We start from the raw sequence: 22,573 nt of genomic DNA, 5'->3' as shown, positions 1-22,573 counted from the left end.
CGAAACGTCGACACGCCTCATGACCAAAGGATTTGAACGCTACGACTGCGAGGACTTCCTGGCGAGGGTGGGTGAACGGGACGCCGACGCGCTCTTCGGCCAGCTCCGGGACACCTTCACGGAACTGCCCCCCGACCCCTACGCCGAGAACGCCCACCGGTACCGCAGGTACGGACGCGCGGTCTACGTGCCGTGGGAGCAGTCGCTCACCTGGCTGCCCACCACCCACGACCCCGTACTCGGACCGGTCACGGAGTACTACCAGGGCGACCACAACCCCGAACACCCCGGGCGGCGCCGCCGCTTCCCGGCACTCACGCCCGAGACCCAGGCCAACGCCCTGCTCCGCCAGATCATCCTCTTCGACGCCCAGGAAGCCACCCAGCTCGACACCCTCCGCCAGGGACTCGTCCACGTCGGCGTGCACCTCCTCAAGCTCGCTGTGGACGGCTCCGACGAGGAGGCCGTGCCCTCGCCGAACGTCCTGCACCAGGACGGCGAACCGTTCACCTTCGCCCACCTGATCAGCCGCTACAACGTCACAGGCGGCGTCAACGTGATCGCACCGCCGCGCTGCGCCGGCCTGCGCCCCGACGAAGTCAGCCAAGAGCTGATCCAGGCGGAGTTCACCCTGGACGCGCCGCTGGACTCCTACGCGGTCTACGACCCCGAGGTCAGCCACTACGTCAGCCCGGTGCGCCGTGGCACCGAGGAACGCCGGGGCGAGCGCTCCGTCCTGCTCGTCGATTTCACCCCCTACGCGCCGCGCATCTAGCCGACAACCGCCCCCTTCCTCACCAAGGAGTGACATGACCAGCGAAAACCAGGCGCCACAGCGCTATCTGCTCGTGCCCATGCATCCGACACCCAACGGCCGCCTGCACATCGGGCACGCGGCCGGCGCCTACCTCCGGGCCGACGTGCTCGCGCGCCATCTGCGGCGCGAAGGCCACCAGGTGACGGTGATGAGCGGCAGCGACGCCTACGAGAACTGGATCCTCCTCGACGCGCTCGACGCCAACCGCACACCCCAGGAGACCTGCTGGCGCTTCCACACGCTCATCGGGGACGACCTGCGCAGCCTCGGGGTGGAACTGGACGCGTGGATCAGCCCGCTGGACGACGACCACACCCAGCCCTACCAGCAGATACACGAAGAGCTGCTGAAGCGGCTCGCCGACGCCGGCACCGCCAGGAAGGTGCCCGACCGCACCCCCCGGTCACGTGACAGCGGCCGCCACGTCATCGGCGTATGGCTGAAGGGCACCTGCCCCCAGTGCGAGACCCCCGGCGGGGGGAACGCCTGCGAGGCATGCGGCTACCACTACCAGCCGTCCGAGATCCTCGAACCGCACTCGCGGCTGGACGAAGGCCCTCTGGAGTGGGAGGACTTCGACAGTTGGTACCTCAGCCCACCCTCCGTCGAAGACGTCGTCGACGCCGTCCGAGCGGCAGACGTGGCCCCCGACTTCGCCGACATCGCGGTCACCTATCTGCGCCAGACCAAGGGCGCGGTGCGGCTCTCGCAGCCGGGCGACTGGGGAATCCCGAGCGAACTCGCGGGCCCCGAAGGGGTGTTGAGCAACCCGTACTTCGGCTTCAGCCTCTACTGCGGCGAGGTCTACCGCCGGCGGAACGGCACCGAGCACAACGCCTTCCACAAGGACTCCGGCGTGATCACCGTCGGACTGTTCGGCATCGACAACGCCGTCGGCGGAGTCGCCGCCAGCCACGCGATCGCCCACTCCCACGGCGAACTCAAGGCGTTCGACCACATGGTGACGAACTATTTCCTCGACTTCGAGGGCGAGAAGTGCTCGACCAGCCGCAAACACGGCATCTGGCTGCACGAACTCCTCTCCCGCACCTCGGCGACCGCTGACGAGCTGCGCTACCACCTCAGCCACGTGGATCTGACGTCCGGCAGCGACAACTTCGCCGTCACCGCGTTCGTCGACAGCGTCAACCGGGTGCGCGCCCAGTTCGCCACCGCCGAGGCCCAGGCACACGCCACGGACAGCGCCCTCTCGGGACAGGACGTCGAACAGATCGTGCGCGCCGTGAACGAGCAGGGAGAGAGCCTGCGGCCCGGGGCGGCGGTGTCCCTGCCCGCCGCCGTACGGGTCCTCGACGACTGGCTGGCGCAACCGGTCACCGGCGGCGCGGCCTGGCCGACCGGTCTCGCCCTCCTCGCCGAGCCGTTCATGCCGGCCCTCGCGCAACGTCTGTGGACGGCGCTCGGCAGGCCGGGCCGACCCCGCCTGGCAGACCTCGCCCGACAGCCCGGCCGCACCACCGTCCCCGCGCCCCCGGCGCCTGAGAAGACCTTCACCGCCGACGAGATAGCGCCCGTCTGCCACCTGAGGAGCGACCGTGTCTGAGCACCCCACCCGCCAAGCCGACCGCACCGGCCCCACCGACGACCTCGACGTCCTCGGCATCGGAATCGGCCCCTTCAACCTCAGTACCGCCGCACTGCTGCCCAAGGACGCACTCAAGGCGCGGTTCATCGACCGCAAGGAAGGCTTCGACTGGCATCCCGGCCTCCTCTTCCGGCACGCCACACTCCAATCGCCCTTCCTCAAGGACTGCGTGACCCTGGTCGACCCGACCAGCCCGTACTCGTTCCTGAACTACCTCTCCCGCAGCCGCAGGCTGAACCGCTTCGTCGTCGCCGACCACCCCAACGTCAAACGCCGCGAATTCAACGACTACTTCAAGTGGATCTGCGCCAACCTCGACACGCTCCGCTTCGGCACCGACGTGCGGTCCCTGACGTTCGACGGCGAGAGCTTCGTCGCCGGCACCAACCAGGGGACCTACCGCGCCAAGGACGTGATCCTCGGTGTCGGGCGCGCCCCCTTCGTACCCGAAAGCGCCCGCCCCCACCTGGGCAAAACCGTCTTCCACGGTAGCGAGTACCTGCTGCGCGACATCGACCCCACCGGCAAACGCGTCGCGGTGATCGGCGGCGGACAGACCGGCGCCGAGATCTTCGACGACCTCATCGGCGACAACTCCCGGCTGCCCTCCGAGGTCACCTGGGTCACGCGGCGCGGCAACTTCGCACCGTTCGACGAGTCCCCCTTCGCCAACGAGCTGTACGTACCCGGCTACACGCGCTACTTCCACTCCCGGTCCCGAGCCGAGCGGCAGCGCCTGCTCCCCCTGCAAAAACTCTCCAGCGACGCCATCCTGCAACCCCTGCTGGAGTCCATCTACCGGCGGCTGTACGAAACCGACTTCCTTCAGGACCGGCGGCTGGACTACCGGATGCTGGTGGACCGGCACTTCACCGGCATCTCCCCAGCCCCCTCCGGATGGGTGCTCACGATGGAGGGCCCCAACGGCATCGAGGCGGTCGAGGCCGACATCGTGATCCTGGCGACCGGCTTCTCCCACGGAACCCCTGCCGTCCTCGACCAGCTCGCCGACCGGCTCCTCCTCGACGAGGACGGAAAGGTCGTCGTCAACGAGGACTTCTCCCTGCGCTGGGACGGACCGCCGGACCACCGGATCTTCGCCCACAACCTCTCCGTGCACACCCACGGCTGGATCGACCCCAACTTCGCGGGAATGGCGTGGCGCAGCGGCGTCATCGTCAACAGCCTGACCGGCCGCTACCTCTACGACGTGGACGTCGACGGCACCACCGTGGACTGGGGAGGCAAGACGACCACCGCCTGGGAACTGCCCCAACCGCGACACACCGGGGCCGGTGTATGACCGCCGCCCTCCGGGCGTGCCCGCCGGCGGTGGCCGGCTGGCACGCCCACCCCGCCGGGCTCTGCGCCCTGACCTGGTCACACGATGGACAACGCCTCGCCACCGGAGGCAACGACGGCCTCATCAAGGTGTGGCGGCCGCACGCCGGCACCGCGGACCTGCTGCTGACCCTCCGCGGCCATGACGGAGCGGTGCGGTCCCTGTCCTGGACCCCCGACGACACCCTCCTGGCCTCCGGCGCGGAGGACGGGACCGTCCGGGTATGGGACACCGCCACCGGCGACCTGCGGGCCTCCCCGCAGCGCGACCGGCGGTGGGTCAACGCCGTCGCCTGGGCCCCGGACGGCAGACGGCTGGCAGCCGCCGGCGGGGACCGGCGCATCCTCGTCACCGACCGGTACGGACGTCAGACCGCCCCGCCTCTCCACAGCCCCTACGGAGTGTTCCTCAGCCTGGCCTGGTCGCCCGACGGCACCGCACTGGCCGGTACGTGCCGCGGCTCGGACCTGACCGTCTGGGAGACCACCGACTGGACCGCACGCGCGGTACCGGCGGGCCCGGGAAGCGTCTGGACGGTGTGCTGGTGGCGCGGTGGCCTGGCCACGGGCAACGCCGGCGGCCGGGTACGGCTGTGGGACGCGCGCACACTGCGCCCCCGCGGGCTGATCGACGGGCACGGCGGGGCCGTCGCACGGGTCACGGCGAGCAGCGACGGCGCGGTCATCGCCACGCTCTCCCACGACCAGAGCATCGCCGTATGGGATGCCCGCACCGGCCGACTGCTGTGGCGCCGGGAGGATGCCTACCCGGGATGGACCGGCTGCCTCGAAGTCTCCCCGGCGGCCGCCCTTCTGGCGGGCACCGACGACGACGGGCAGGAAGTCCGCATCTGGCCGCTCGCCCCCACAGCGGCCGCCCCGCGCGAGACACCGGCGGCCGACCACCTCCGTGACGCGCTACGCGACGCCCGGCGCGCCGGCGTCGGCCATCTGACCCTGACCGAAGCGACCCGGTATCTCCGCGCCGCCGCCCCCACCCGGCGAAAGCCGGAGGGCTGGGCCGAGGCGGCCCTCGTGCGAAGCGCCGACGCCGGTGAACTGACGCTCTTCGGGGAACGGGTGGCCGCCCTGGACATCACCTGGCTCCAGCAACTGGCCGACCGGTACATCGCCGACTCGGCCGCCGCGGGACACGGCCTGCCCCTGAGGCCCACCGTCGAGCGGCTCCTGCGCGACATGCCCGCCCGCACCGGGCATGGCCACCCACCGGCCGGGACCACCGCGAGCCTCGTCGGCTGCCTGCTGCTGCGAACCGGCCGGGCCCGGGTCGGCGACACCACACAACCCGGACGACTCTGCGTGCCGGAAGCCATGCCCCAGACACCGCGGGCCGCGCCGTCCGGACACCCTGCCGGACTCGCCGACGAACTGCGCTACGCCGGGTCGGCCGAGGAACTGCGCTACGCACAGGACGTGACCCACACTCCGGCGCAGGTACTGACCGACGTCCTGAACACCACACTCCTCCGGCAGTGGGCCGCCGCCCCCAACGGGCTCATAGCCCTGACCGACGACCAGCGGCCCGTCGCCGTCACGGCGACGCGCGGTCCGGATGAGGGCCTGACGGTGCGGGTGGCCGCCGAACACCAGGAGGACCGGGACCTGCTGGTCGCCCTGCTGATGCGCCGCATCGCGCGTGCCCGCCCCGGAACGGCCGCACCCGAACGCCGCACGTTCACCATGGCGCTGCCCGTCCCCGAGGGCGGCGGTCTGCGGGCATGGGACCCGGCTGCCGTCGACACCTGGGCGCTCACCCGGCAGGACCTACCGACGTGTTTCGAGGACCGGGTCGCCGTCGTCGACGAGCACATCGACGACGAACTGCTCCGGCAGGAACGCCTGCTGCTGAACGAGGGCTTCGCCGCACACGAACCGCCCGACGTCCACATCTGGCACGCACCGCAGGACGGGACCACGGCTGCGGAAGTGGCCACCGAACTGGCGACGCTGGGGCTGCGCGCCACCTACGGCGAGCAGGACACCGCCTCCCTGGTGGAGGCCACGCTGCGCGCCAGGACCGCCCTGCTGCTGATCACTCCCTCGCTGTCCGACTGGTCCGACTCTCCCCTCGCCGACGCCTACCCGCGGCTCACCGAGGGGACCAGGAAGGTGGGCCGCCGGATCCGCTGGCTTCCGGTCACCGTGGACGGCGCCCGGCTGCCGGCGGGCCTCCCCGACCATCTGCTCAGCTTCGACCGGTACCGGCACGGAGGGAAAGACCGCGCCACGCGCCGGAGGCACACACGCGCCCTCCTCGGCGGAATACTCGTAGACAGGACTCGCTCATGACCCTAGAGCAGACCCCGCAGGCCCCAGACAACCCGGAGAACCCGCAGGCCCCCACAGACGCCAAAAGCAAGGCCCCCACGGTCTGGTTCGCCCTCGCCGGAGCGCTGACCCTGTGGGCGTCCGCGTTCGTCGGCATCCGCTCCGCCCTGCACGACTTCACACCCGGCCCCATGGCCCTTCTCCGCTTCCTCATCGCCTCGTTGGGGCTGCTGGTCGTGTGGGGCGTGACCACCCGGGTACGCCGCGAACGGCTGCGGCTGCCCGCGGCACGGGACGTACCGCTGCTGCTGCTGTGCGCCCTGCTGCTGATCGTGGTCTACAACCTGGGCGTGAACTTCGGCGAACAGACCGTCAGCCCGGGCACGGCCAGCTTCCTGGTGGGCCAGGTCCCGGTGTTCAGCATCATGCTGGCCGCCGCGATCCTTCGGGAGCGGGTGGCGGTGGTCGGCTGGATCGGAGTCGGCGTGGGCGTCGCCGGCACCGTCGTCATGCTCTTCGCCGATCAGGCGGGCCTCCAGATCAACGTCGGCACCCTCTACGTCCTCGCCGCCGCCCTCGCCGAGAGCCTGTACTTCGTCCTGTCCAAGCCCCTGCTGAAGCGCTACGGGGCCATGGAACTCAACGTGTACGTCACCCTCCCCGGCACCCTGATGATGCTCCCGTTCGCCGCAGACCTCACCCACCAACTGGCCTCCGCCGCGCCCAGCAGCGTGCTGATGATGGTCTACCTGGGCATCTTCCCCGCCGCCGTGGCCTATCTCCTGTGGAACTACGCCCTGGCCAGGCTCGATGTCTCCGCCGCGACATCCGGGCTGTACGCCCTGCCTCTCATCACCATCGTCCTGTCGTTCGTCTTCCTCCGGGAACTCCCCAGCCTCATCGGCCTCATCGGTGGCGTCATCTCGCTCGCGGGAGCCGCCCTGGTCAACAGCCGCCGCGCCAGGGCGACTCGCTGACGAGTGACGCCACCGTCACCGGCTCTCCCTTCCCACAGCCGACGTCCGACCGGCCTTTCCTAGGTGCGCACGGCATCGAGGTTCACGCCGCCCCACTCCGGCCAGTCGCACCCACCCCAGCCAGTAGCACAACGTGCCGTTGTGCCTGCCAGTCGACCGGTTGTTTGACCCGCTGGTGTGCCACTCGCTTAGCTCTCACCCGTCAACGTGAGGTTGTTCGGCGAGAGCGCGAGAGCGCGAGAGCGAGAGGTGCCCTGAGCATGATGGCTAGGCGGTCTCTGGGGCGGCAGTTCGGGTGGCTCTGGGCGGCGTACGCGGTCAGCACGTTCGGCACGTCGCTCGCGTTCGACGCGTTCCCCTTGATCGCGATCCTCGTGCTGCACGCCGGGACGACCGAGGTGTCGGTCCTGGCGGCCGCGGGTCTGGCGGTCGGCGCGACGGTCGCCGTGCCGCTCGGGCCCTGGGTGGAGGCCCGCCGCAAGCAGTCGGTGATGGTCGCGATGGACCTGATCCGGTGCGCCGCGCTGCTGAGCGTCCCCGCCGCGTTCGCGCTCGGCTTGCTCGGCTTCGCCCAGCTCCTGGTCGTCTCGGTCATCGTCGGCGCGGCCGGTATCGCCTTCACGGCGGCCGGCGGCGCCTGTGTGAAGGCGCTCGTGCGGCCGGCGGACCTGCTCGTCGCGAACGGGCGGTTCGAGGCCACGACCTGGACCGCCACCGTGCTCGGCCCGCCGCTCGGCGGGGCCGCGATCGGGCTGTTCGGCCCGGTGATGACCCTGGTGGCCGACGCGGTCAGCTATCTGCTCTCGGCAGCGGGGATCCGCGCGATCGGAGGCGGGCAGCCGCGCCCCGTACGAACCCCGGCACCGCGGCTGCGAGCCGGCGACCTGCTCGACGGGTGGCGGTACATCCTGGCCCACCCGGCGCTGCGCCCGCTGTTCTTCAACACGGTCCTGGTCAGCGGCCTGATCATGGCGACCTCCCCGCTGCTCGCCGTCCTCATGCTCAGCCGCCTCGGATTCGCCCCCTGGCAATACGGCCTGGCCTTCGCCGTGCCCTGCGTCGGCGGCCTGATCGGTTCACGGCTGGCCCGCCGACTCGTCGCGCGGGTCGGGCAGCACAAGGTCATGCTCGTCGCGGGGACGTTACGCGCCTGCTGGCTGCTCGGATTGGCCTTCGTGGGCCCCGGTGCTTCCGGGCTCCTGCTCGTCATGGTCGTCGAGCTCGGGCTGATCACCTGCATGGGCGTGTTCAACCCGGTGTTCGCCACCTACCGGCTCGACCACACCCCGACGGACCGAGTCGCCCGCACCCTGACCGCGTGGTCGGTCACCAGCAAAGCCACCATCGCGGCCCTGACCGCCCTGTGGGGCCTGCTGGCCGGCATCACCAGCCCCCGCACCGCGGTCGCGACAGCCGGTCTCGTCCTCCTGACCACCCCACTCCTGCTCCCCAGACATGACCACACACCACGGCCCGACCGGGAACTGTCCCGTCCCAGCCCCAGATGACCTGGCGATTCCCGATGACGTCCCGTGGAGCTGACTGCGGCTGCTCCCCTCGCGGCGGCCCGATCCTGTTCGGAGCCAGACGAGAAGCGGGCGTCTCAGGCGCGCCCGGTGGCGAACGGTCCGTCGCTGCCGAAGGCCAGGGCGGCGAAGCGTTCGCCGATGCGGCGGTGTGTGGCGGCGTTCGGGTGGAGCTGGTCGGGCAGCGGCAGTTCGGCGAAGTCCGCCTCACCGTAGAGATCCCGGCCGTCGAGGTAGTGCAGGTGCGGGTCGTCGGCCGCCCGCTGCTTCACGAGGCGGGCCAGTTCGTCCCGGATGACGTTGAGGGTCAGCTTCCCGCCGGCCCGTTCCGCGGGATCGCCCGCGGCCCGGAACTGGAGCCTGCCTTCGCTGAGGCTGGTGAAATCCGGGGCGCTGGGGCCGGGCGTGTCCTCGTGGATGGGGCACAGGATGGACGAGACGACCAGGAGCGGAGTGGCGGGGTGGCCCTCCCGGAGGGTGTCGAGGAAGCCGTGCACCGCCGGAGCGAAGGCACGCAGGCGCATCAGATCGGTGTTGACGAGATTGATGCCGATCTTGACGCTGATCAGGTCCGCGGGGGTGTCGCGCAGGGCGCGGGCGGTGAACGGGTCGAGCAGGGCGCTGCCGCTCAGGCCCAGGTTGATCAGTTCCACACCGCCGAGGGAGGCGGCCAGCGCCGGCCAGGTCGTGCTGGGGCTCGCCGCGTCGGAGCCGTGGCTGATCGAACTGCCGTGGTGCAGCCACACCTTGCGGCCCGTGTCCGGTACGGGCTCTACGGGGGCGTCGGTGCGCAGGGCGACCAACTGCGTGATCTCGTTGTGGGGCAGCCAGATCTCGACGTCCTTGACGCGGTCGGGCAGACCGGCGAACCGGACGGTGCCGGTTGGGCCGGGCAGCGTCTCGGCGGTGCCGGTGGCCATGTCCACGCTCAGGACGTTGCCGCCGGTCACACCGGCCTGGCCGGCCAGGCGGCCGTCGACGAGCAGGTCATACACCCCGTCCGGACGGGGCGGAGCGCCCTGGTACGCCATCTTGGTGCGCAGTGCGTCCAGCTCGACGGCGGTGGCCCGGGTGCGGAACGCCAGCCGTACGCCCGAGGGCTGGGCCTCCGCCATCGCCAACTGCCCGTCGGCACACTGTGCGCGGGCCCGGGCGGGCAGCCGGTGCGGCAGCACCCCATGCTCGGTGTGCTCCAGTTCGAGGGCGCCGCGCAGGATGTCCGCGGTGAGGGGCGTAGTGGTCCAGTCCGTTGCCCCAGGCGTGGTGGAGGAGCCGGGGACGGGGTCGTGCTGCGAAGTCATGACCTCAGCGTGCCAACCCGATGCCCGATCCGCACGCGCTTTCCGGCCCGCCGCCGTCACTGTTGAGATCGTCGGCGTCCCAGCGGTTTCAGGTCCGGGGCCGGTCCCGGCAAGAGAGGGCGTCGATCGTCTCGGCGCGTGGTCGGTAGGCGGTCTCCCAGGTGGCGTCGGCGTTCTTGACGGCCGGCAGGGACGTCGCGAAGTCGTGGGTCCAGTTGTTGCTGGTCACGTAGTCCCGCAGGGCGTCGCGCAGCCGTAGGCAGTCCTTCCGGTGGCCCTTGGTCATCGCGATCCCGTACTGGTTGGCGGAGCCGAAGGTGAGGCGGGGGACGACCTTGAGATCCGGGTGCTCCTGGGTGAACCCGTAGAGGATCATCTGGTCGGTCGACACCGCGTCCGCCACCCCGTCCTCCAGATCCTTGATGCAACTGGAGGCGTCGGGCTGCTCGTACACGTCCATCCGGTCGTATGCCGGTCCTTGCAGCGCCGTGGCGGAGGTCGTACCGGGCCAGGTGCAGACGTGCTTGGCGGTGAGATCGCGGGTGGTGCGGATCCGGTTGTCGCGCCTGCGGACCATGATGCCCTGGTAGGTGGAGGCGTACGGCCCGGCGAAGTCCAGGAGTTTCATCCGCTCGCCGGTGATGGAGAAGGTCGCGGCGACCAGGTCCTTCTTCTTGTCGGTCAGCACCGCGGTGCGGTCCTCGGACCGGACGATCCCGAAGTCAGGTTCGGCGCCGACGGTTTTGAGGACCTGCTGGGTGACGGCGATGTCGAATCCGGAGAACTTGTACGTCCGGACGACGCCGGTGCCCGGCTGGTCGTTCTTCGCCCCGACCGAGACCTTGCCGTCGGCGAAGAGCGAGGGCGGCTCGGGGGTGCCGCACGCGGCCGCGGTGAGGGTGGTGAGGGCGAGCAGCGCGGCGGTCGGAAATGTGCGAGGGTGGTGCCGGCGGCGACCGCGCAACGAGCGGTGTGGGCCTCTCACCTGGCCTGATGTGGATGTCTCCGGTGTGAGCATGAGCGTCCCCGTTCGTGTAATTCGTCTCGTCCGTGTCGACCGTCTCGTCTTCTCTTCGGTCTTGTCCGTGCCGTCCATGTCGAGGTGTCGTGTCGACCGTCTCGTCTGTCGTGGACGCGTGCTACCGGCCGTGCCCCGCCGCGTCACTCGTCGTGCAGGATCGCGCTCGTCGCCCGGACGTTCATCCGGCAGCCCCGGGCGGTGTGCAGCTTGACGTGGATCTGTACGGTGCTCACCCGCGCGCCGAGTGCGAAGTCGACGGTGCCACCGGGAGGGATCTCGGTCGGCTGCGCCGCGACGCCCGCCGTGAGCAGGGAGAGCGTGGCACGGGTGTCGTGCAGGCAGGTCGGCGCGGCCGGGTCGTGGTCTTCGATGGCCAGCGTCAGGCGCAGGGTGTCGCGCGGTTCCCTCAGGGCGGAGGCGTCGAGGCCGAGGATGAGAACGCTGTGTGCTCCGTTGTCGAGCGGCTGTGTGCCCGACGGCCGGATCTGCCCGGTCACGTCGATCTCGCCGTGCGCGGTGACGTCCTGGAACGCCAGCCAGCCGCCGACGGTTGCCAGCACGGAGGCGAGCGAGAGAGCGCCGACGACCCGGACGTCGCGCGGGCTGCGGAGGAGGACGCGGGCGGCCGCGGTGGCGAGGGACAGCGCGGCCAGTGTGATCCACAGGGTGTACTGGCCGACCGGCCCCTCCGGCTGCCAACTGCCCGCTATCACCAGGGCGGTGCAGGCCAGCAACAGGGGGAGCCAGCGCGCGCTCGGGTGCATGACCCACTTGATGATCACGTTCTTGATGTCGTTGGCCGCGATCGAGTGATCGCCGTGTGTCGTCGGGCTGTTGTGGATGTCGCCGCCTTCGCCGGGGCGGCTCATGAGCCGTCCCGGGCGCGTCCGGCGCCGCCCATGTGGATGTCGCCATGGATCTCCACGGCGGCGATCGAGCCCTGCCCGGTCGCGGTGGGGGTGTTGTAGACGGTGTGTGTGCCCGCGGCCGAGGCGAGGCGGGTGACGTGATCGACCAGGTGGGGCGCGTCGCGCCGGTCTGTGGGGCCTTGGAGCCAGGAGGTCACCGCGGCGGAGAGCAACTGCCGTTCGTGGTCGTCGAGGCGGGCGAGGAGCCCGTCCAGGGCGTCGGCGCGGTGGGCGTCGAGGAGCGGCTCGGCGGAGCCGCCGCGGAGCTCCGCCCCCGTCCCGTCGCCCTCGGTGGCGTCCTGGCGCAGGAGGCGGCGGAAGAAACCCTCGCCGGCCGTCACGGTGTGCTCGGCGATGCGCTGCTGGGCGGCGGTGATCACGGATGTGCCGAGGCTGTTCGCCGCCAGGGCGAGATAGGGGGCTATTTCCGCGGACACGGTCGCCAGGTCGGACATCCGGCTCTCCCAGGGCTCGTCGGTCAGGGGTAAGTCCGCCGCAACAGCCTTACCGGAAAGGCGTGTTACCCATGTGAGCGGTGAACCACACCCACCTCATTGAGGGGTTTCGCGCCGGGTGCGGCGGGATGCGGGCGCTGGGGCGGCAGCGGCGAGGCGGCTCAGGGGAAGGGGCGTACTCGGGAAGAACGGGCGTGAGCCGGGGCCCTGTTCGTCGAGGTACACATTCAGGACCGACGGCCACCGCCGCTTGGCGCCCGCGAGCAGGACCGACGGCCACCGCCGCCTGGCGCCCGCGAGCAGGACCGACCGCCACCGGCGCTTGGCGCCCGCGAGCCGCCTCATCTGCGGAATCCAGCCAGGGAATCGCTTTTTGCCAAGCACCGGAAACTCGGCCACAGCGCCACCGGGCTCGGGCTATACAAGAGGGCTGGAGCGGACCTCGGCTGCCCTCGGGCACTGACGGTCATGGTCGGACGGGGGGTCTGGGCAATTGCTGACGATCAACGTGGCGGTACTGCTCGCGGTCATCGTCTTCCTGCGGCTGCGCCGCCGTACGCAGTCCAGAAGCCGGTTCGACGAGAAGCTGACCGTGGTCATCGTGCTGGCACTCGGGGTGCTGATCGCCCCGACGGCAGTAGGGCACGGGATCCTGGATTTCCTGACCCAGCTCGTGCACGGCTTCTCGCGAGCCGGCCAGTGAGCGCCGTCGCCGCGGAGGCCGCCTCGCACCCGGCGCATGGACTGCCGACAATTGGCCGCCGCGCGGCGCAAACGAGCTTCCACTGAGTGGCAACCGGCCGACAACCGCTCAACGTCCCGGGCTCACTCACGTCGGGCCCACGCCGCACCACACCACACTGCACATACCAAGCACCTCACCCGGGGGACGCATGGCCGCACCGGCACGACGACGCCGACCCACCCGTACCCGCCGCCCCACCACGAGCCCCCGACGCCGCCCCGCCACAAGGCCCCGGCGCCGCACTGCCCAGCGCCGCCGCACCCGTGAGGCCGCCACCAACCGCCTCGTCGCTGCGGCCATCGTCCTGGCAACCGTCGTCGCCGCGGTCCACGAATACCCCGTCTCCGCCGGCATCCTGGCCGCCCTCGCCCTGGTCGCGGCCGTTCTCCATCTCCTCGTCCGCACCGGTCGCATCCAACTGCCAACGCTACCCAGCACGGCCCGGGCGGACTTCACCCACAGCATCGCCGCCTACCAGCACATGACCGGCACCCAGTTCGAGCACGCCGTCGCCGACCTCGCCCGCCGCGACCCCTCCGTCCGCACCGCCACCGTCTCCGGCGGTGCCAACGATCGTGCCCTCGACGTCCTTCTCCAACTGACCGACGGCCGCCGCATCGCCATCCAGTGCAAGCGGTACGCGCCATCGAACCGCGTCGGAGCACCCGTCATCTACGCCGTCAACGGCACCTACCGCGCCTTCCACCGCTGCGACCAGGCCCTCATCGTCACGACCAGCACCTTCACCCCGGACGCACAACGCGCCAACGCCGATCTCGACCCCCCTCTGCGCCTCGTCGACGGCCGCGCTCTCGGCCGCTGGGTCACCGGAGGCCGCCCGCCCTGGCTTGCCTGACCCAAGCTTCGGCTGCGCGCCAGCCCCGCCCGGTCACTTGGCTGACGGCCCTCACCGCGCGAAGCGCGGGAGGGGCGCCCGGTGGACGCCACCTCCCACGCCGGTGCGCTGGCCAGTACCGGTGTCCGCCCGCTAGTACCGGTGCGCCCGCCGGTACTTGCAGACCTCTACTCGCAGGCCCTGCTGGCGTCGCCGTCCTTGCAGATCCGGACCCAGGGACCGTCCCAGTAGTTGTGCGGACCGATAGTGGCGGTTACGTCGATCGTGCCGGGGCCGCACTGCTTCTGCGCGGACTTCTTCCACACCTGGGGTCCCTTCGGCTTGCCGATGAACCCAACGCCGACCGAAATGGTGTAACAGCCCTTGCGGTCGGTGACCTTCAGCTTCCCCGTCGCGGTCACCTTGGTCCCGTCGTCGCTGGACACCTTCACCAGCGTGCCGGAGCCGCTCGCCCCGCTGACACTCTCGCTCCAGGTGTCACCGGCGGCGTTCGCCGGGCCGGTGCTCAGCAGAAGCACGGCGCCGGTGGTCGCGGCGGCGGTCATGAGCTTGCGCATTGACGTGACGTCCCTTCGTTGTGGGGGTTTGTACCGGGGGCAGGACGTTACGGAAGGGGCATATCGCGGCGATATCGATCGTTCAGGGCGGGCGGCCGGCCTTTCTCGGGGCCCGGATCTTCTCTCGACAGGCTTGGACTGGGAGCGGTCAGGTGGAGCCACCGAGTCCTTGGTTGCGGGCGGCGGCAGCGTGCTGTCGCGCGTGCTCGCCGTTGAGTGGGGACGTCAGTCGCACGCGATGAGTAGCTCGTTGATGGCTGTGCGGAGGGATTCATCCTGGGTGAAGCCTCGCCAACCGCCGTTGCTGCGAAGGCGCTGATCGCGGGTCGGTACGCCGCGCAGGAGAGAGGCGGCGGGCCGGGCGTCTCGGCCGATCTGGAGCAGGTAGCGCACGGCGGGGAGTGTGACCGGTAGGTAGGTGTCGTTGGCCAGTACCTGTACGGCACTCGTCAGGGCCGGGACCGTGCTCTGGGTGTCGCCGGTCGCAGCCCAGAAGGCGTGCGCTGCCTCGATACGGGTCCAGGGGTCGGTGTCGGCGGTCATCGTCCGGAGCCGGTCCGCGTAGTGGGCGGCGTGCGGACCGAGGTCGGCGAGCTTGCGCAGGAGAGGGCGCGGGATATGACCCTCGGTGGTGGCGCGTGCGAGTGCCTCCAGGGCTGGTCCCGGTTCGCCACCGAGTTTCCAGTAGGCCCAGGCTGCGAGTTCCGCGTGTGCCCCGCCGACGCTCGATCGGGCCAACAGCAGGTCTCGTGCCCCGTTCGCCGCCATTCCCATTCCTGCCAGGGCGGTTGCCGCAGCCGTCCAGTTCCGGTCGTCCTCCAGCAGGCCGAGCAACTGCGGCACCGCTGCCTTCGCGACGGGACCCCAGTCCGCGAGCACCTGGCAGAGCCGATTGAGCACGTTGCCGTCCATGGCGGTATCGAGCTGCTCGCGGATCGTCGGCAGGAGCACCTCGGCGTGGTCGGGAAGGTGTTCCAGGACCTCATGGAGCGCGGGGAGGACGGCATGGTGCCAGGTGGTGGCGGGGTAGCCGGCAGGATTCGACGCGAAGCCGGACCGCGTGGCGGCCATCGCCTCGATGAGCCTCGGCAGGCAGCGCGGATCGTTCATCCGGGCCAGCGCCCACAAGGCGGCCTCGGCGACGGTCTCCCCTTTACGTGTGCTCCGGGCGGCGGTGTCGTCGAGCAGCGCGGCGACCTCGTCGGCGTGAGCCGCGGCCGTCGGACCGAGGCACGCCAGCAGCTCGGCCGCCCGGAACCGGATCTCGGTGGTGGGATCATCCAGCCGTGCGACGAGGCGCGGAAGAAGAGCGTCGGTCGGTGAGCGCCACTCGGCCAGCAGCCCGCCCGCCTGGGCCAAGGCGCCGATCCGCTGTTCGGCGTGGATGGTCGTCCAGCAGGCCGAGCGTGAAGGAGGGAGACGGCCCGCTGAACAGCGCCGCCGTCCAGTGGTGGACACCCGGAACGCCGGTTTCCACCGAGCTGGTGTGGCGCCACAACTCGACGCTCGGGTCTCGGACCGCTTCCAGCAAGAGGCCCAGCCGTCGTGCCGGAAGGTCCGGGTCGGTCGGGGCGAGGGCGTGCACCGCCGCCAGGCGTATTTGCGCCTCCGGAGCGTCGAGGAGCCCGCGGAGGAGGTCGAGGACCTCGGCGGCATGTGCGCCGGCCGGCTCTCGTAGAGCCGCTTGGCCGAGTGCGAGGATCAGGTCAAGGCGGGTCGCCGGATCGTCCTCGGTCTGCCAGCAGCGCAACAGCGCAGGCAGAGTGAGGTCACCGGGACTGTCGCAGTCACGGAGCACGTCGGCCGCGGCCCGTCGGATCTCCGGCTCCGGATCGGTGAGCAGGACGAGCATCTCCGGTAGCGCCCGTTCCCATGCCGACTGCCAGCCGGGGTCCAAGAACTTCTCGGCTACCCGCCCGGCCTCGGCTGCCAGTCTCGATACAAGCTCCAGCAGCATGCGACGGCTCGACACGTTCGACACGTTCGGAACGTTCGGCGCCGCGACCAGACGCAGCAGAAAAGGCAGCGCAGCCGGGGCGGCGGAGCAGATCCAGCCACCCTGGTGAAAGAGATGGTTGAGGAGCTCGTACGCCGCGTTGTCCGCGTCTTCAGGATGCGGTCCCGCACATCGGCGCAGCAGACCGGGCACATCCTCGGCGGACCCGTAGTTGTGCTCCAGCGCCGCCCAGTCAATCGCTTCCAGCCCCACCCACATGGGCGCGACCTTACCGCTGCGGTCGACACGCGGGGGAAGAGAACGCCCGGCGCGACGAGCAGAGCAGTGGCACGTCGATCCTGTGGTTGGTTTCCAAGTGGAGACGAGTGCCGGCCCACCTCCAGTACCGGTCACCGGATACCGGAGCCGACGTCCCGAGAGGACGCCGGCCTCTGGCACCCGGTTCGCCGGTGCGCTGCTATTCCGCCTCGGCCAGCTTCGCGAACACCACCAGGTTGTCCGGGTAGTAGTGCTGCGACGTGTCGTACTGACCACCGCAGGTGATCAGACGCAGCCCCGCGTGGTCGATGTTCTTGTAGACCTCGATGGTGGGGAACTTGTTCTTCGCGTACTGCGCGACGCGGCTTACCGTGAACTTCGAGGACTTGCCGTCCGTCCGCGTGATCTCGATCGCGTCCCCGGCCTTCAGAGAGGACAGCCGGTGGAACACCGACGGCTTGCCGTTCCAAGTGACATGACCCGCGATGACGGCCGGGCCCTTTTCGCCGGGAGCCGGCCCCGGCGTGTACCAGCCCGCCTTGTCGGGGTCCACGGGCGTTTCCATCGTCCCGTCCTTCTTCTTCCCCAGGGCTTCAAGGGTTGAGGAGATGTTGAGCGACGGGACGGAGATCCGCTGCGGAGCCGCCTTTCGCGCACCCCCCGTCTCCTCCTCACCGCCCTTACCGCTCTCAGCCCCTGCTCCTGATCCTGGTCCTGCTTCCGTTCCCGTTCCCGTTCTTGTTCCGGAGCTGGCCTGGCCGCCCTGCGCGGGCTGCTGCCCGACGGGAGGTGACTGCGCTTCCGGTTTCTCGCCCCCGCACCCGCCGAGCAGCATCATCGCCGCAATCGCGGCGAACGATACGGCTCCGGCTTTCCCCCAGGCCCTCACGCGGCGCTCCGTCCGGTCGGCCCAGTGGAGGCGGAGGTCCTCCTCCGTCCCAGGACGAGCGCTCCGGCCACCGCCACGAGGGCGAGCCCGCCGGTGCCTACGAGCGCCCTGGGGATCTCGTTGCTCTCGGCCGTTCCGCCACCCGTCTCCACGCCGCCCACCGGAATGGATCCGACTGCCGCGCCCTCGACAAGACCGCAGACCGCAGGTGCGGTGGCTTCCTGGGGGAGTTTGGGATCGAGGTCGCTCTTGCCCACGCCGAAGTCGTACTTGTCGTTGCCGTTCGGGTCGATGCCGTGTTGGACGACGTGGAGATCCTGGACGTGGTCGGCCACCTCTTGCGACACGGTGATCGTGCGCTCGTAGGAGAGCTTGCCCTGCGCATTCGCCTTGGGCATACGGTCGATGGCCAGGCCGCTGTCGGCGGAGGTGTCGCCTTGGGTGGTGAGCGAAATATTGATCTCACCGTAGATGGGCACACCCTCGCTCGTGGACACGATTCCGTCTCCGTCCTTGTCAGCGCTGGCGTCCGGGCAGTGGAAGTCATGGCCGTCGGTGGAGCCGTGGATGTGCTGTGCGTGGGGCTGCCCCGGCACGAGTCCCTCCGACTCGATCTTCACGGTCAGTCGCGTGCCGTTGAGACTGAGCATCGCCGTACCCTTGCCCCCCGAGTCGTTGAGCTGGGCCAGGTTGATCTGGAATGCCTTCTCCCCGGCGACAGCCGGGGCGGCGAACGCACCCGAGAGAGCCAGGGCGACAGGCAGAGCGAGGAGGACGGCGAGGCGAGCGGTGCGCTGGGTGGTCACGGTCGTTCGTTCCCTTCCGGCGTCCCAGATCGGGAGCGCCGTGGTCTCGTCCGAAGGCCCGTACAACGAATTCTTCAACGGCCATGAGCTGGCGGCCTGTTGTTGCCCGGGCGCAAGTAGCCCGTAGTACGAAGCGCGCTGAGGTCGTGTTCAGCGCACCGGCCGATGACGCACCATGTCTAAAATTCGCGGATTCTCTTGACGGATGGGCTTCTCGTGTGCAGCGTGGAAAATCGCTTCCCCGGCGGCGCCGCAGCGTGGGGCAGTCCAGCCGTTTAGCGACGTGGGAACTGAGCCCCGGAGGCACAGTTGGCGCTTGAGGAGGCATACGGCCCGGCGTCGTACGGCGGTTGGCTCCTGCTTACCGTTGGCTCCCGCTTACTGTGGAGCCATGATCGACGCCGAGACCACCGAACTCGCCTGGGAGCTCATCGGCTGGGATGCCGACGAGAACGCCGCCCACGTCACCAGCCTCACCAGGGAAGAAATCCTGAGCGTGCGTGATCTGTTCCCTCGCGGCGATGATGAACTACTTGTGGCTGCCGTGTACGAGGTACCGGCCGAGCTCTACGACGCCATGCGGGCCGCCGTCGCACGTCTGGACTTCCGAGCTGGGCTGGACTACCAGGTCGGTGGATTGCGTATGTCTGACTGACGTGCCGAACAGGTCGGCGCCGCTCAATTAAGCGCCCCTCAATTCGGCGCCGATCAGCAGGCCGCCGATGAGTCGGCCGCTGAGGGTGGCGAGCCCGCTCACGACTCCGAGCACGCCGAACGCGCGGTACCGGTCCTTCTCTCCGACCAGCATGGTGGTAACTCCGAAGCTGGCATTCGGATCCGGTGGTGAACCCGGACTGGCGCTCCGTCGCGCGATGGGCCGCAACGGTACGGCCGTCTGACCCGCGTCGATGAAGGGAACGCCGGTGATGATCAACCCGCCCCCCGCAGGACGGAACGGCTCATCGCCGGGTCGCGTCAGCCCGACCCGTAGGGCAGACCCTCGGAATCGACCTGGAGTTGGACGCGCTGGATCTGGTAGGCGAGGGTGCGTCGCGCGGAGGCTGAGGCGGTGGTGGTGGCCTTGGACTGGGTGTCGAGACCACGACTGATCTTGTCGTACGCGTCCCGGTAACTGCCGGGCAGGTTCGCCTGGTGCAGTCTCAGGTCCTCTTCGACGAGGCGTCGCAGCTCGTCGACGTTCTGGGGTGTGAAGCGCTTCTTCCCTCGGCCGAAGGCGCTGACGTGGCGGGCGCAGCGGGCGGTGCCGTAGCGGGTCTCGGAGATCTCCTCGGCCAGGCCCCACAGACGCCCTTCGAGCCAGGGAGTGTCGTGCTGGTCAAGGGAGAGATCCATCGGAGGCGGCGGATCGTCTCTCTTGTACTTCGCCACCTGCTTGGACACGGCAGGCTGACTCATCTCGGTGAGCTGGGCGATTTTTTCCTGGGTCCAGCCGAGATGGGCGAACACTTTGATCATTTCGGCGCGCAGCTTCCGCATCTCCTCGCCTGCGCGGATGACCTCGTTCATGCCGGCGAGCAGCCGCTCGACCTGTTCCTCGGTCAGCGTTTCCGGATTCTGATGCTTGCGCTCTTCGCCTGCCACAACCCGGTTATACATCAGCGGGCTCGGCGGGCATAACCTAGTTGTATAACCCGGTTATGGATGGCAGGATCCGGCCATGCCCACCTTCTGCGCACCTGACGGAACCCAGCTCGCCTACCGCGTGATCGGAGACGGCCCACCGCTCGTCTGCATCCCTGGCGGGCCCACGGACTCCCGCTACCTCGGCGACCTCGGCGGCCTGTCAACGCACCGCCAATTGGTCGTCCTGGACCTTCGCGGCACCGGACGGTCCGCGATTCCCGAGGACGCCTCCTCCTACCGCTGCGACCGCCTGGTCGACGACGTCGAGGCGCTACGCGCACACCTCGGACTGCCTCAGATCGACTTGCTCGGCCACTCCGCCGGCGCGAACCTCGTGACCCAGTACGCGGCGCGATATCCGAAGAACGTCGGCAAGCTCGCCCTGATCGCCCCGGGTACCCGAGCCGTCGACGTCGCGATCACGGGGGAGACGCGACGTGAGGTCGCGCAGCTTCGGAAAGGCGAGTCGTGGTTTCCGGAGGCGTTCGCCGCCCTGGAGGCGATCACCCGGGGCACGGGCAGCGACTGGGAGGCCATCGCCCCTTTCTTCTACGGCCGGTGGGATGCTGCGGCGCAGAAGCATCATGCGGCCGGACGACCGAGCAACGAGGAGGCTGTTGCTCTCTTCGGGGCCGAGGGCTCCTTCACCCCGGAGGCCACTCGTGCGGCGCTCGCGGCTTTCCAGGCCCCTGTCCTGCTGCTCGCCGGAGAGTTCGACCTGAACAGCCCTCCTCAGGCGGCGGCGGAATTCGCGGGGCTGTTCCCCGACGCCGTACTCGTCATGCAGCGGGGAGCGGGCCACTACCCGTGGATCGACGATGCCGACCGGTTTGTGGCGACTACTGCGGCCTTCCTGGGATGAGGGCCTGTGCACCGCTCCCCACGTGGCTTGTTCTGGCCGGCGCGGCTTCCGTTGCCGCCGACCCGCCGACCCGCCGACCCTTCACCTTCGACTTCCTTGGTGACGGCCGTGATCTGGCCGCTTTGGGGCATGCCATGCCGAGGCTGATCGGTCGGTTCGCTGCGGTGCTATAGCTCTGGGCGATCTTGTTCCGGGCGTGGGTGTGGGAGTGGGTTTGGGAGTGGGAGTGGGAGTGGGAGTGGGCGAGCGTGGCTGACCTGAGGGACTTCTGGTTCACCGGGCCGGCCTTCGCGTTCGGCTGCGGTGATACGGGCCGGGCGACTCGCCGGCAACGGTGTGCCGGGGCATCCAACAGTTCACCTGATTCCGCTGCCCGCCGGTACGCTCTGTTTCCCAAGTAAAGGAACGCGGCGGGGAGTTGCCGGTGGTGGATGAGGAGGAGCGGGCCTCCGGGGAACCGTCCGGTTCGGCAGGCCCCGACCGTACGGCCATCCGTACGGCGTGGATGGGCGCCGGGGATTCCCCCGGCGGGCAGACGCCTCCACCGCGCGCGGAGCGGACCGCCGCGCCGACGCCGACGGACACGTCGTCGTCCCCCACCGCGCGGGCCGGGCGGTCGTCCGGAACGTTGGTACTGGGAACGCTCGGAGCCGGTGACAAGGACCTCGACGCACACTCACCGACCCACGCCACGACCGATGTGGACAACGACGCACCATCGAATCGGCGAACGCGGACGGAGTGCCACTGACCAGGGGCACCGTCGTCTGCGCCCGCACCGGCGAAGGTCGCATCGCACGGCTCACGGTCACCGCGACGCCCGGCAACGGCATCGCGACCGCCACGTTCGACGCGGCCATCTGGCAGCAGACGTGACTCCTCCGCACGGCGTACGGCAATGCTCCGCTCCGCGCGGCGTACGGCGATGCTCCGCCGCGATCGACGACGCCGACGCCCGCGACCCAGACACTTACGGTGATCCAGGGCCGGCCGGCCCGCGAGCCCCAGGTGGGCCCTCACCTGGCCCCGGCTCGGCTCGGCACCCGACGTGGGATCAATCGCGAACCAGTGAAGGAAATGTTCTTGCGGGGCTTCACCGAGCCAATGAGGGGTTCGCTTGACCAGGCGCCCGCTCGGTGGCTGAAGTCATGGGTTCGATGGTGTCTCAAGAGTGACTGCCTCGTTGGTCGAAGCATGACGAAAACGCGCACTCTGCTCACCTCCGCGGCGCTTGTCATCGGCGTCCTCGCCTTGACCGCTGCACCCGCCAACGCGGACGCCCCCGCCACCAACGACAAGCTCAACCAGCGCGGTCGGCTGACCAAAGTCACTGAGGCCCTCGATCCTGTGTTTGGTCTGATCGCTCCAGTGGGCAGCGTCCTGCCTTTGTAGGGCTCTGTGTAGGACTCCTGGCCCGGAGGGTCTGAAAACTGAGCGCCGTAGTTGGCTGGTTGGCCGACTACGGCGCTCAGTGCCTTAACCGCCGGGCCGGTTCCACCTGAGCTGAACCGTCGCGTGACCGCCTTACCGCCTGGTCGCGTGAGCTCGTACCTGCGACGTCAGTGGCCGTTGCGGAGATCGGCGTGCGACCGGATCGACCGGACTTCCGGCTCGGTATGCCGGGACCGCCGCCACCTGCTGCGCTCCAGGTGCATATTGTCTGTCAGCGTTCGGCCTGTCCGGTGGGTCGAGCGTTGTGCGCGTGGGGGAGTATTGCCTGTCGCCGGGGGTCTGCAGCCCCCCGGCAGCGTGGGCCGT

23 protein-coding genes are annotated in these 22,573 nt (G+C 69.8%); 12 read left to right on the top strand and 11 right to left on the bottom strand.

What is annotated here, in order from left to right:
- Positions 1 to 19 precede the first annotated feature (19 nt).
- The 6 genes from ACZ45Z_RS08960 to ACZ45Z_RS08935 all read left to right on the top strand — a co-directional run bounded on the left by ACZ45Z_RS08960 (position 20) and on the right by ACZ45Z_RS08935 (position 8,538).
- Positions 20 to 775 carry a 2OG-Fe dioxygenase family protein gene (locus ACZ45Z_RS08960; RefSeq protein ID WP_468358395.1) on the top strand — a complete coding sequence of 252 codons (756 nt, stop codon included), beginning with the start codon at positions 20 to 22 and terminating at the stop codon, positions 773 to 775.
- A gap of 34 nt (positions 776 to 809) precedes the next feature.
- Entirely contained in the window at positions 810 to 2,381 is a 1,572-nt protein-coding gene (locus ACZ45Z_RS08955) for a class I tRNA ligase family protein (RefSeq protein WP_468358392.1), read from the top strand.
- On the top strand, positions 2,374 to 3,726 hold the full coding sequence (locus ACZ45Z_RS08950) for a lysine N(6)-hydroxylase/L-ornithine N(5)-oxygenase family protein (protein WP_468358389.1): 1,353 nt from the start codon (positions 2,374 to 2,376) through the stop codon (positions 3,724 to 3,726). Before ACZ45Z_RS08955 ends, ACZ45Z_RS08950 begins: the two co-directional genes overlap by 8 nt.
- The gene (locus tag ACZ45Z_RS08945) at positions 3,723 to 6,074 is read left to right on the top strand and encodes a WD40 repeat domain-containing protein (RefSeq protein WP_468358386.1); all 2,352 of its coding nucleotides are present in this window, start codon (positions 3,723 to 3,725) and stop codon (positions 6,072 to 6,074) included. Before ACZ45Z_RS08950 ends, ACZ45Z_RS08945 begins: the two co-directional genes overlap by 4 nt.
- A complete protein-coding gene (locus ACZ45Z_RS08940) occupies positions 6,071 to 7,030 on the top strand; it encodes a DMT family transporter (RefSeq protein WP_468358383.1) in 960 nt (319 codons plus the stop codon). The genes ACZ45Z_RS08945 and ACZ45Z_RS08940 overlap by 4 nt, the downstream gene beginning before the upstream one ends.
- 260 nt (positions 7,031 to 7,290) lie before the next feature.
- Entirely contained in the window at positions 7,291 to 8,538 is a 1,248-nt protein-coding gene (locus ACZ45Z_RS08935) for an MFS transporter (RefSeq protein WP_468358380.1), read from the top strand.
- A gap of 95 nt (positions 8,539 to 8,633) precedes the next feature.
- Here the strand turns inward: ACZ45Z_RS08935 and ACZ45Z_RS08930 are convergent, their stop codons facing one another.
- From ACZ45Z_RS08930 to ACZ45Z_RS08915, 4 genes are all read right to left on the bottom strand, one after another.
- Positions 8,634 to 9,857 (bottom strand): GDSL-type esterase/lipase family protein, encoded by a 1,224-nt coding sequence (locus ACZ45Z_RS08930; protein ID WP_468358377.1) that lies wholly within the window; start codon positions 9,855 to 9,857, stop codon positions 8,634 to 8,636.
- Between the two features lie 88 nt (positions 9,858 to 9,945).
- A complete protein-coding gene (locus ACZ45Z_RS08925) occupies positions 9,946 to 10,842 on the bottom strand; it encodes a transporter substrate-binding domain-containing protein (protein ID WP_468358374.1) in 897 nt (298 codons plus the stop codon).
- Positions 10,843 to 11,018: 176 nt separating this feature from the next.
- Positions 11,019 to 11,747, bottom strand: a complete 729-nt coding sequence (locus ACZ45Z_RS08920; RefSeq protein ID WP_468358371.1) for a hypothetical protein — start codon at positions 11,745 to 11,747, stop codon at positions 11,019 to 11,021.
- On the bottom strand, positions 11,744 to 12,241 hold the full coding sequence (locus ACZ45Z_RS08915; protein ID WP_468358369.1) for a hypothetical protein: 498 nt from the start codon (positions 12,239 to 12,241) through the stop codon (positions 11,744 to 11,746). Before ACZ45Z_RS08915 ends, ACZ45Z_RS08920 begins: the two co-directional genes overlap by 4 nt.
- A 493-nt stretch (positions 12,242 to 12,734) precedes the next feature.
- Here ACZ45Z_RS08915 and ACZ45Z_RS08910 point away from each other — a divergent pair, with 493 nt between their 5' ends.
- Together ACZ45Z_RS08910 and ACZ45Z_RS08905 are read left to right on the top strand one after the other, a co-directional pair.
- Complete coding sequence (locus ACZ45Z_RS08910; protein ID WP_468358367.1) at positions 12,735 to 12,944, top strand: hypothetical protein; 210 nt, start codon at positions 12,735 to 12,737, stop codon at positions 12,942 to 12,944.
- A gap of 190 nt (positions 12,945 to 13,134) precedes the next feature.
- The gene (locus tag ACZ45Z_RS08905; RefSeq protein ID WP_468358364.1) at positions 13,135 to 13,842 is read left to right on the top strand and encodes a restriction endonuclease; all 708 of its coding nucleotides are present in this window, start codon (positions 13,135 to 13,137) and stop codon (positions 13,840 to 13,842) included.
- Positions 13,843 to 14,009: 167 nt separating this feature from the next.
- Here ACZ45Z_RS08905 and ACZ45Z_RS08900 read toward each other — a convergent pair whose 3' ends face one another.
- The 5 genes from ACZ45Z_RS08900 to ACZ45Z_RS08880 form a co-directional block, all read right to left on the bottom strand.
- The gene (locus ACZ45Z_RS08900; RefSeq protein WP_468358361.1) at positions 14,010 to 14,399 is read right to left on the bottom strand and encodes a hypothetical protein; all 390 of its coding nucleotides are present in this window, start codon (positions 14,397 to 14,399) and stop codon (positions 14,010 to 14,012) included.
- A 225-nt stretch (positions 14,400 to 14,624) separates the two neighbouring features.
- Entirely contained in the window at positions 14,625 to 15,758 is a 1,134-nt protein-coding gene (locus ACZ45Z_RS08895) for a hypothetical protein (protein WP_468358359.1), read from the bottom strand.
- Positions 15,676 to 16,614 carry a HEAT repeat domain-containing protein gene (locus ACZ45Z_RS08890; protein WP_468358356.1) on the bottom strand — a complete coding sequence of 313 codons (939 nt, stop codon included), beginning with the start codon at positions 16,612 to 16,614 and terminating at the stop codon, positions 15,676 to 15,678. The genes ACZ45Z_RS08895 and ACZ45Z_RS08890 overlap by 83 nt, the downstream gene beginning before the upstream one ends.
- A 199-nt stretch (positions 16,615 to 16,813) precedes the next feature.
- On the bottom strand, positions 16,814 to 17,449 hold the full coding sequence (locus ACZ45Z_RS08885; protein WP_468358753.1) for a class F sortase: 636 nt from the start codon (positions 17,447 to 17,449) through the stop codon (positions 16,814 to 16,816).
- A gap of 50 nt (positions 17,450 to 17,499) precedes the next feature.
- Positions 17,500 to 18,309, bottom strand: coding sequence for a hypothetical protein (locus ACZ45Z_RS08880; RefSeq protein WP_468358353.1), 810 nt, complete (start codon positions 18,307 to 18,309; stop codon positions 17,500 to 17,502).
- A 391-nt stretch (positions 18,310 to 18,700) separates the two neighbouring features.
- Here ACZ45Z_RS08880 and ACZ45Z_RS08875 point away from each other — a divergent pair, with 391 nt between their 5' ends.
- On the top strand, positions 18,701 to 18,964 hold the full coding sequence (locus ACZ45Z_RS08875; protein ID WP_468358350.1) for a hypothetical protein: 264 nt from the start codon (positions 18,701 to 18,703) through the stop codon (positions 18,962 to 18,964).
- Between the two features lie 27 nt (positions 18,965 to 18,991).
- Here the strand turns inward: ACZ45Z_RS08875 and ACZ45Z_RS08870 are convergent, their stop codons facing one another.
- Positions 18,992 to 19,117, bottom strand: a complete 126-nt coding sequence (locus ACZ45Z_RS08870) for a hypothetical protein (protein WP_468358347.1) — start codon at positions 19,115 to 19,117, stop codon at positions 18,992 to 18,994.
- Between the two features lie 167 nt (positions 19,118 to 19,284).
- Entirely contained in the window at positions 19,285 to 19,911 is a 627-nt protein-coding gene (locus ACZ45Z_RS08865) for a sigma-70 family RNA polymerase sigma factor (protein ID WP_468358344.1), read from the bottom strand.
- 76 nt (positions 19,912 to 19,987) lie between these two features.
- On the opposite strand from ACZ45Z_RS08865, the gene ACZ45Z_RS08860 reads away from it, so the two are divergent.
- The 3 genes from ACZ45Z_RS08860 to ACZ45Z_RS08850 all read left to right on the top strand — a co-directional run bounded on the left by ACZ45Z_RS08860 (position 19,988) and on the right by ACZ45Z_RS08850 (position 22,207).
- Positions 19,988 to 20,815: an alpha/beta fold hydrolase gene (locus ACZ45Z_RS08860; RefSeq protein ID WP_468358341.1), complete on the top strand. Its 828-nt coding sequence runs from the start codon at positions 19,988 to 19,990 to the stop codon at positions 20,813 to 20,815.
- A gap of 741 nt (positions 20,816 to 21,556) precedes the next feature.
- Complete coding sequence (locus ACZ45Z_RS08855; protein WP_468358338.1) at positions 21,557 to 21,691, top strand: hypothetical protein; 135 nt, start codon at positions 21,557 to 21,559, stop codon at positions 21,689 to 21,691.
- A 318-nt stretch (positions 21,692 to 22,009) separates the two neighbouring features.
- Positions 22,010 to 22,207 (top strand): hypothetical protein, encoded by a 198-nt coding sequence (locus ACZ45Z_RS08850; RefSeq protein WP_468358335.1) that lies wholly within the window; start codon positions 22,010 to 22,012, stop codon positions 22,205 to 22,207.
- The last annotated feature ends 366 nt before the right edge of the window (positions 22,208 to 22,573 follow it).

It is taken from the genome of Streptomyces sp. NPDC031210, assembly GCF_055570395.1.
The sequence above is the reverse complement of the archived record's forward strand: the minus strand, read 5'-3'. Positions and strand labels throughout refer to the sequence as shown.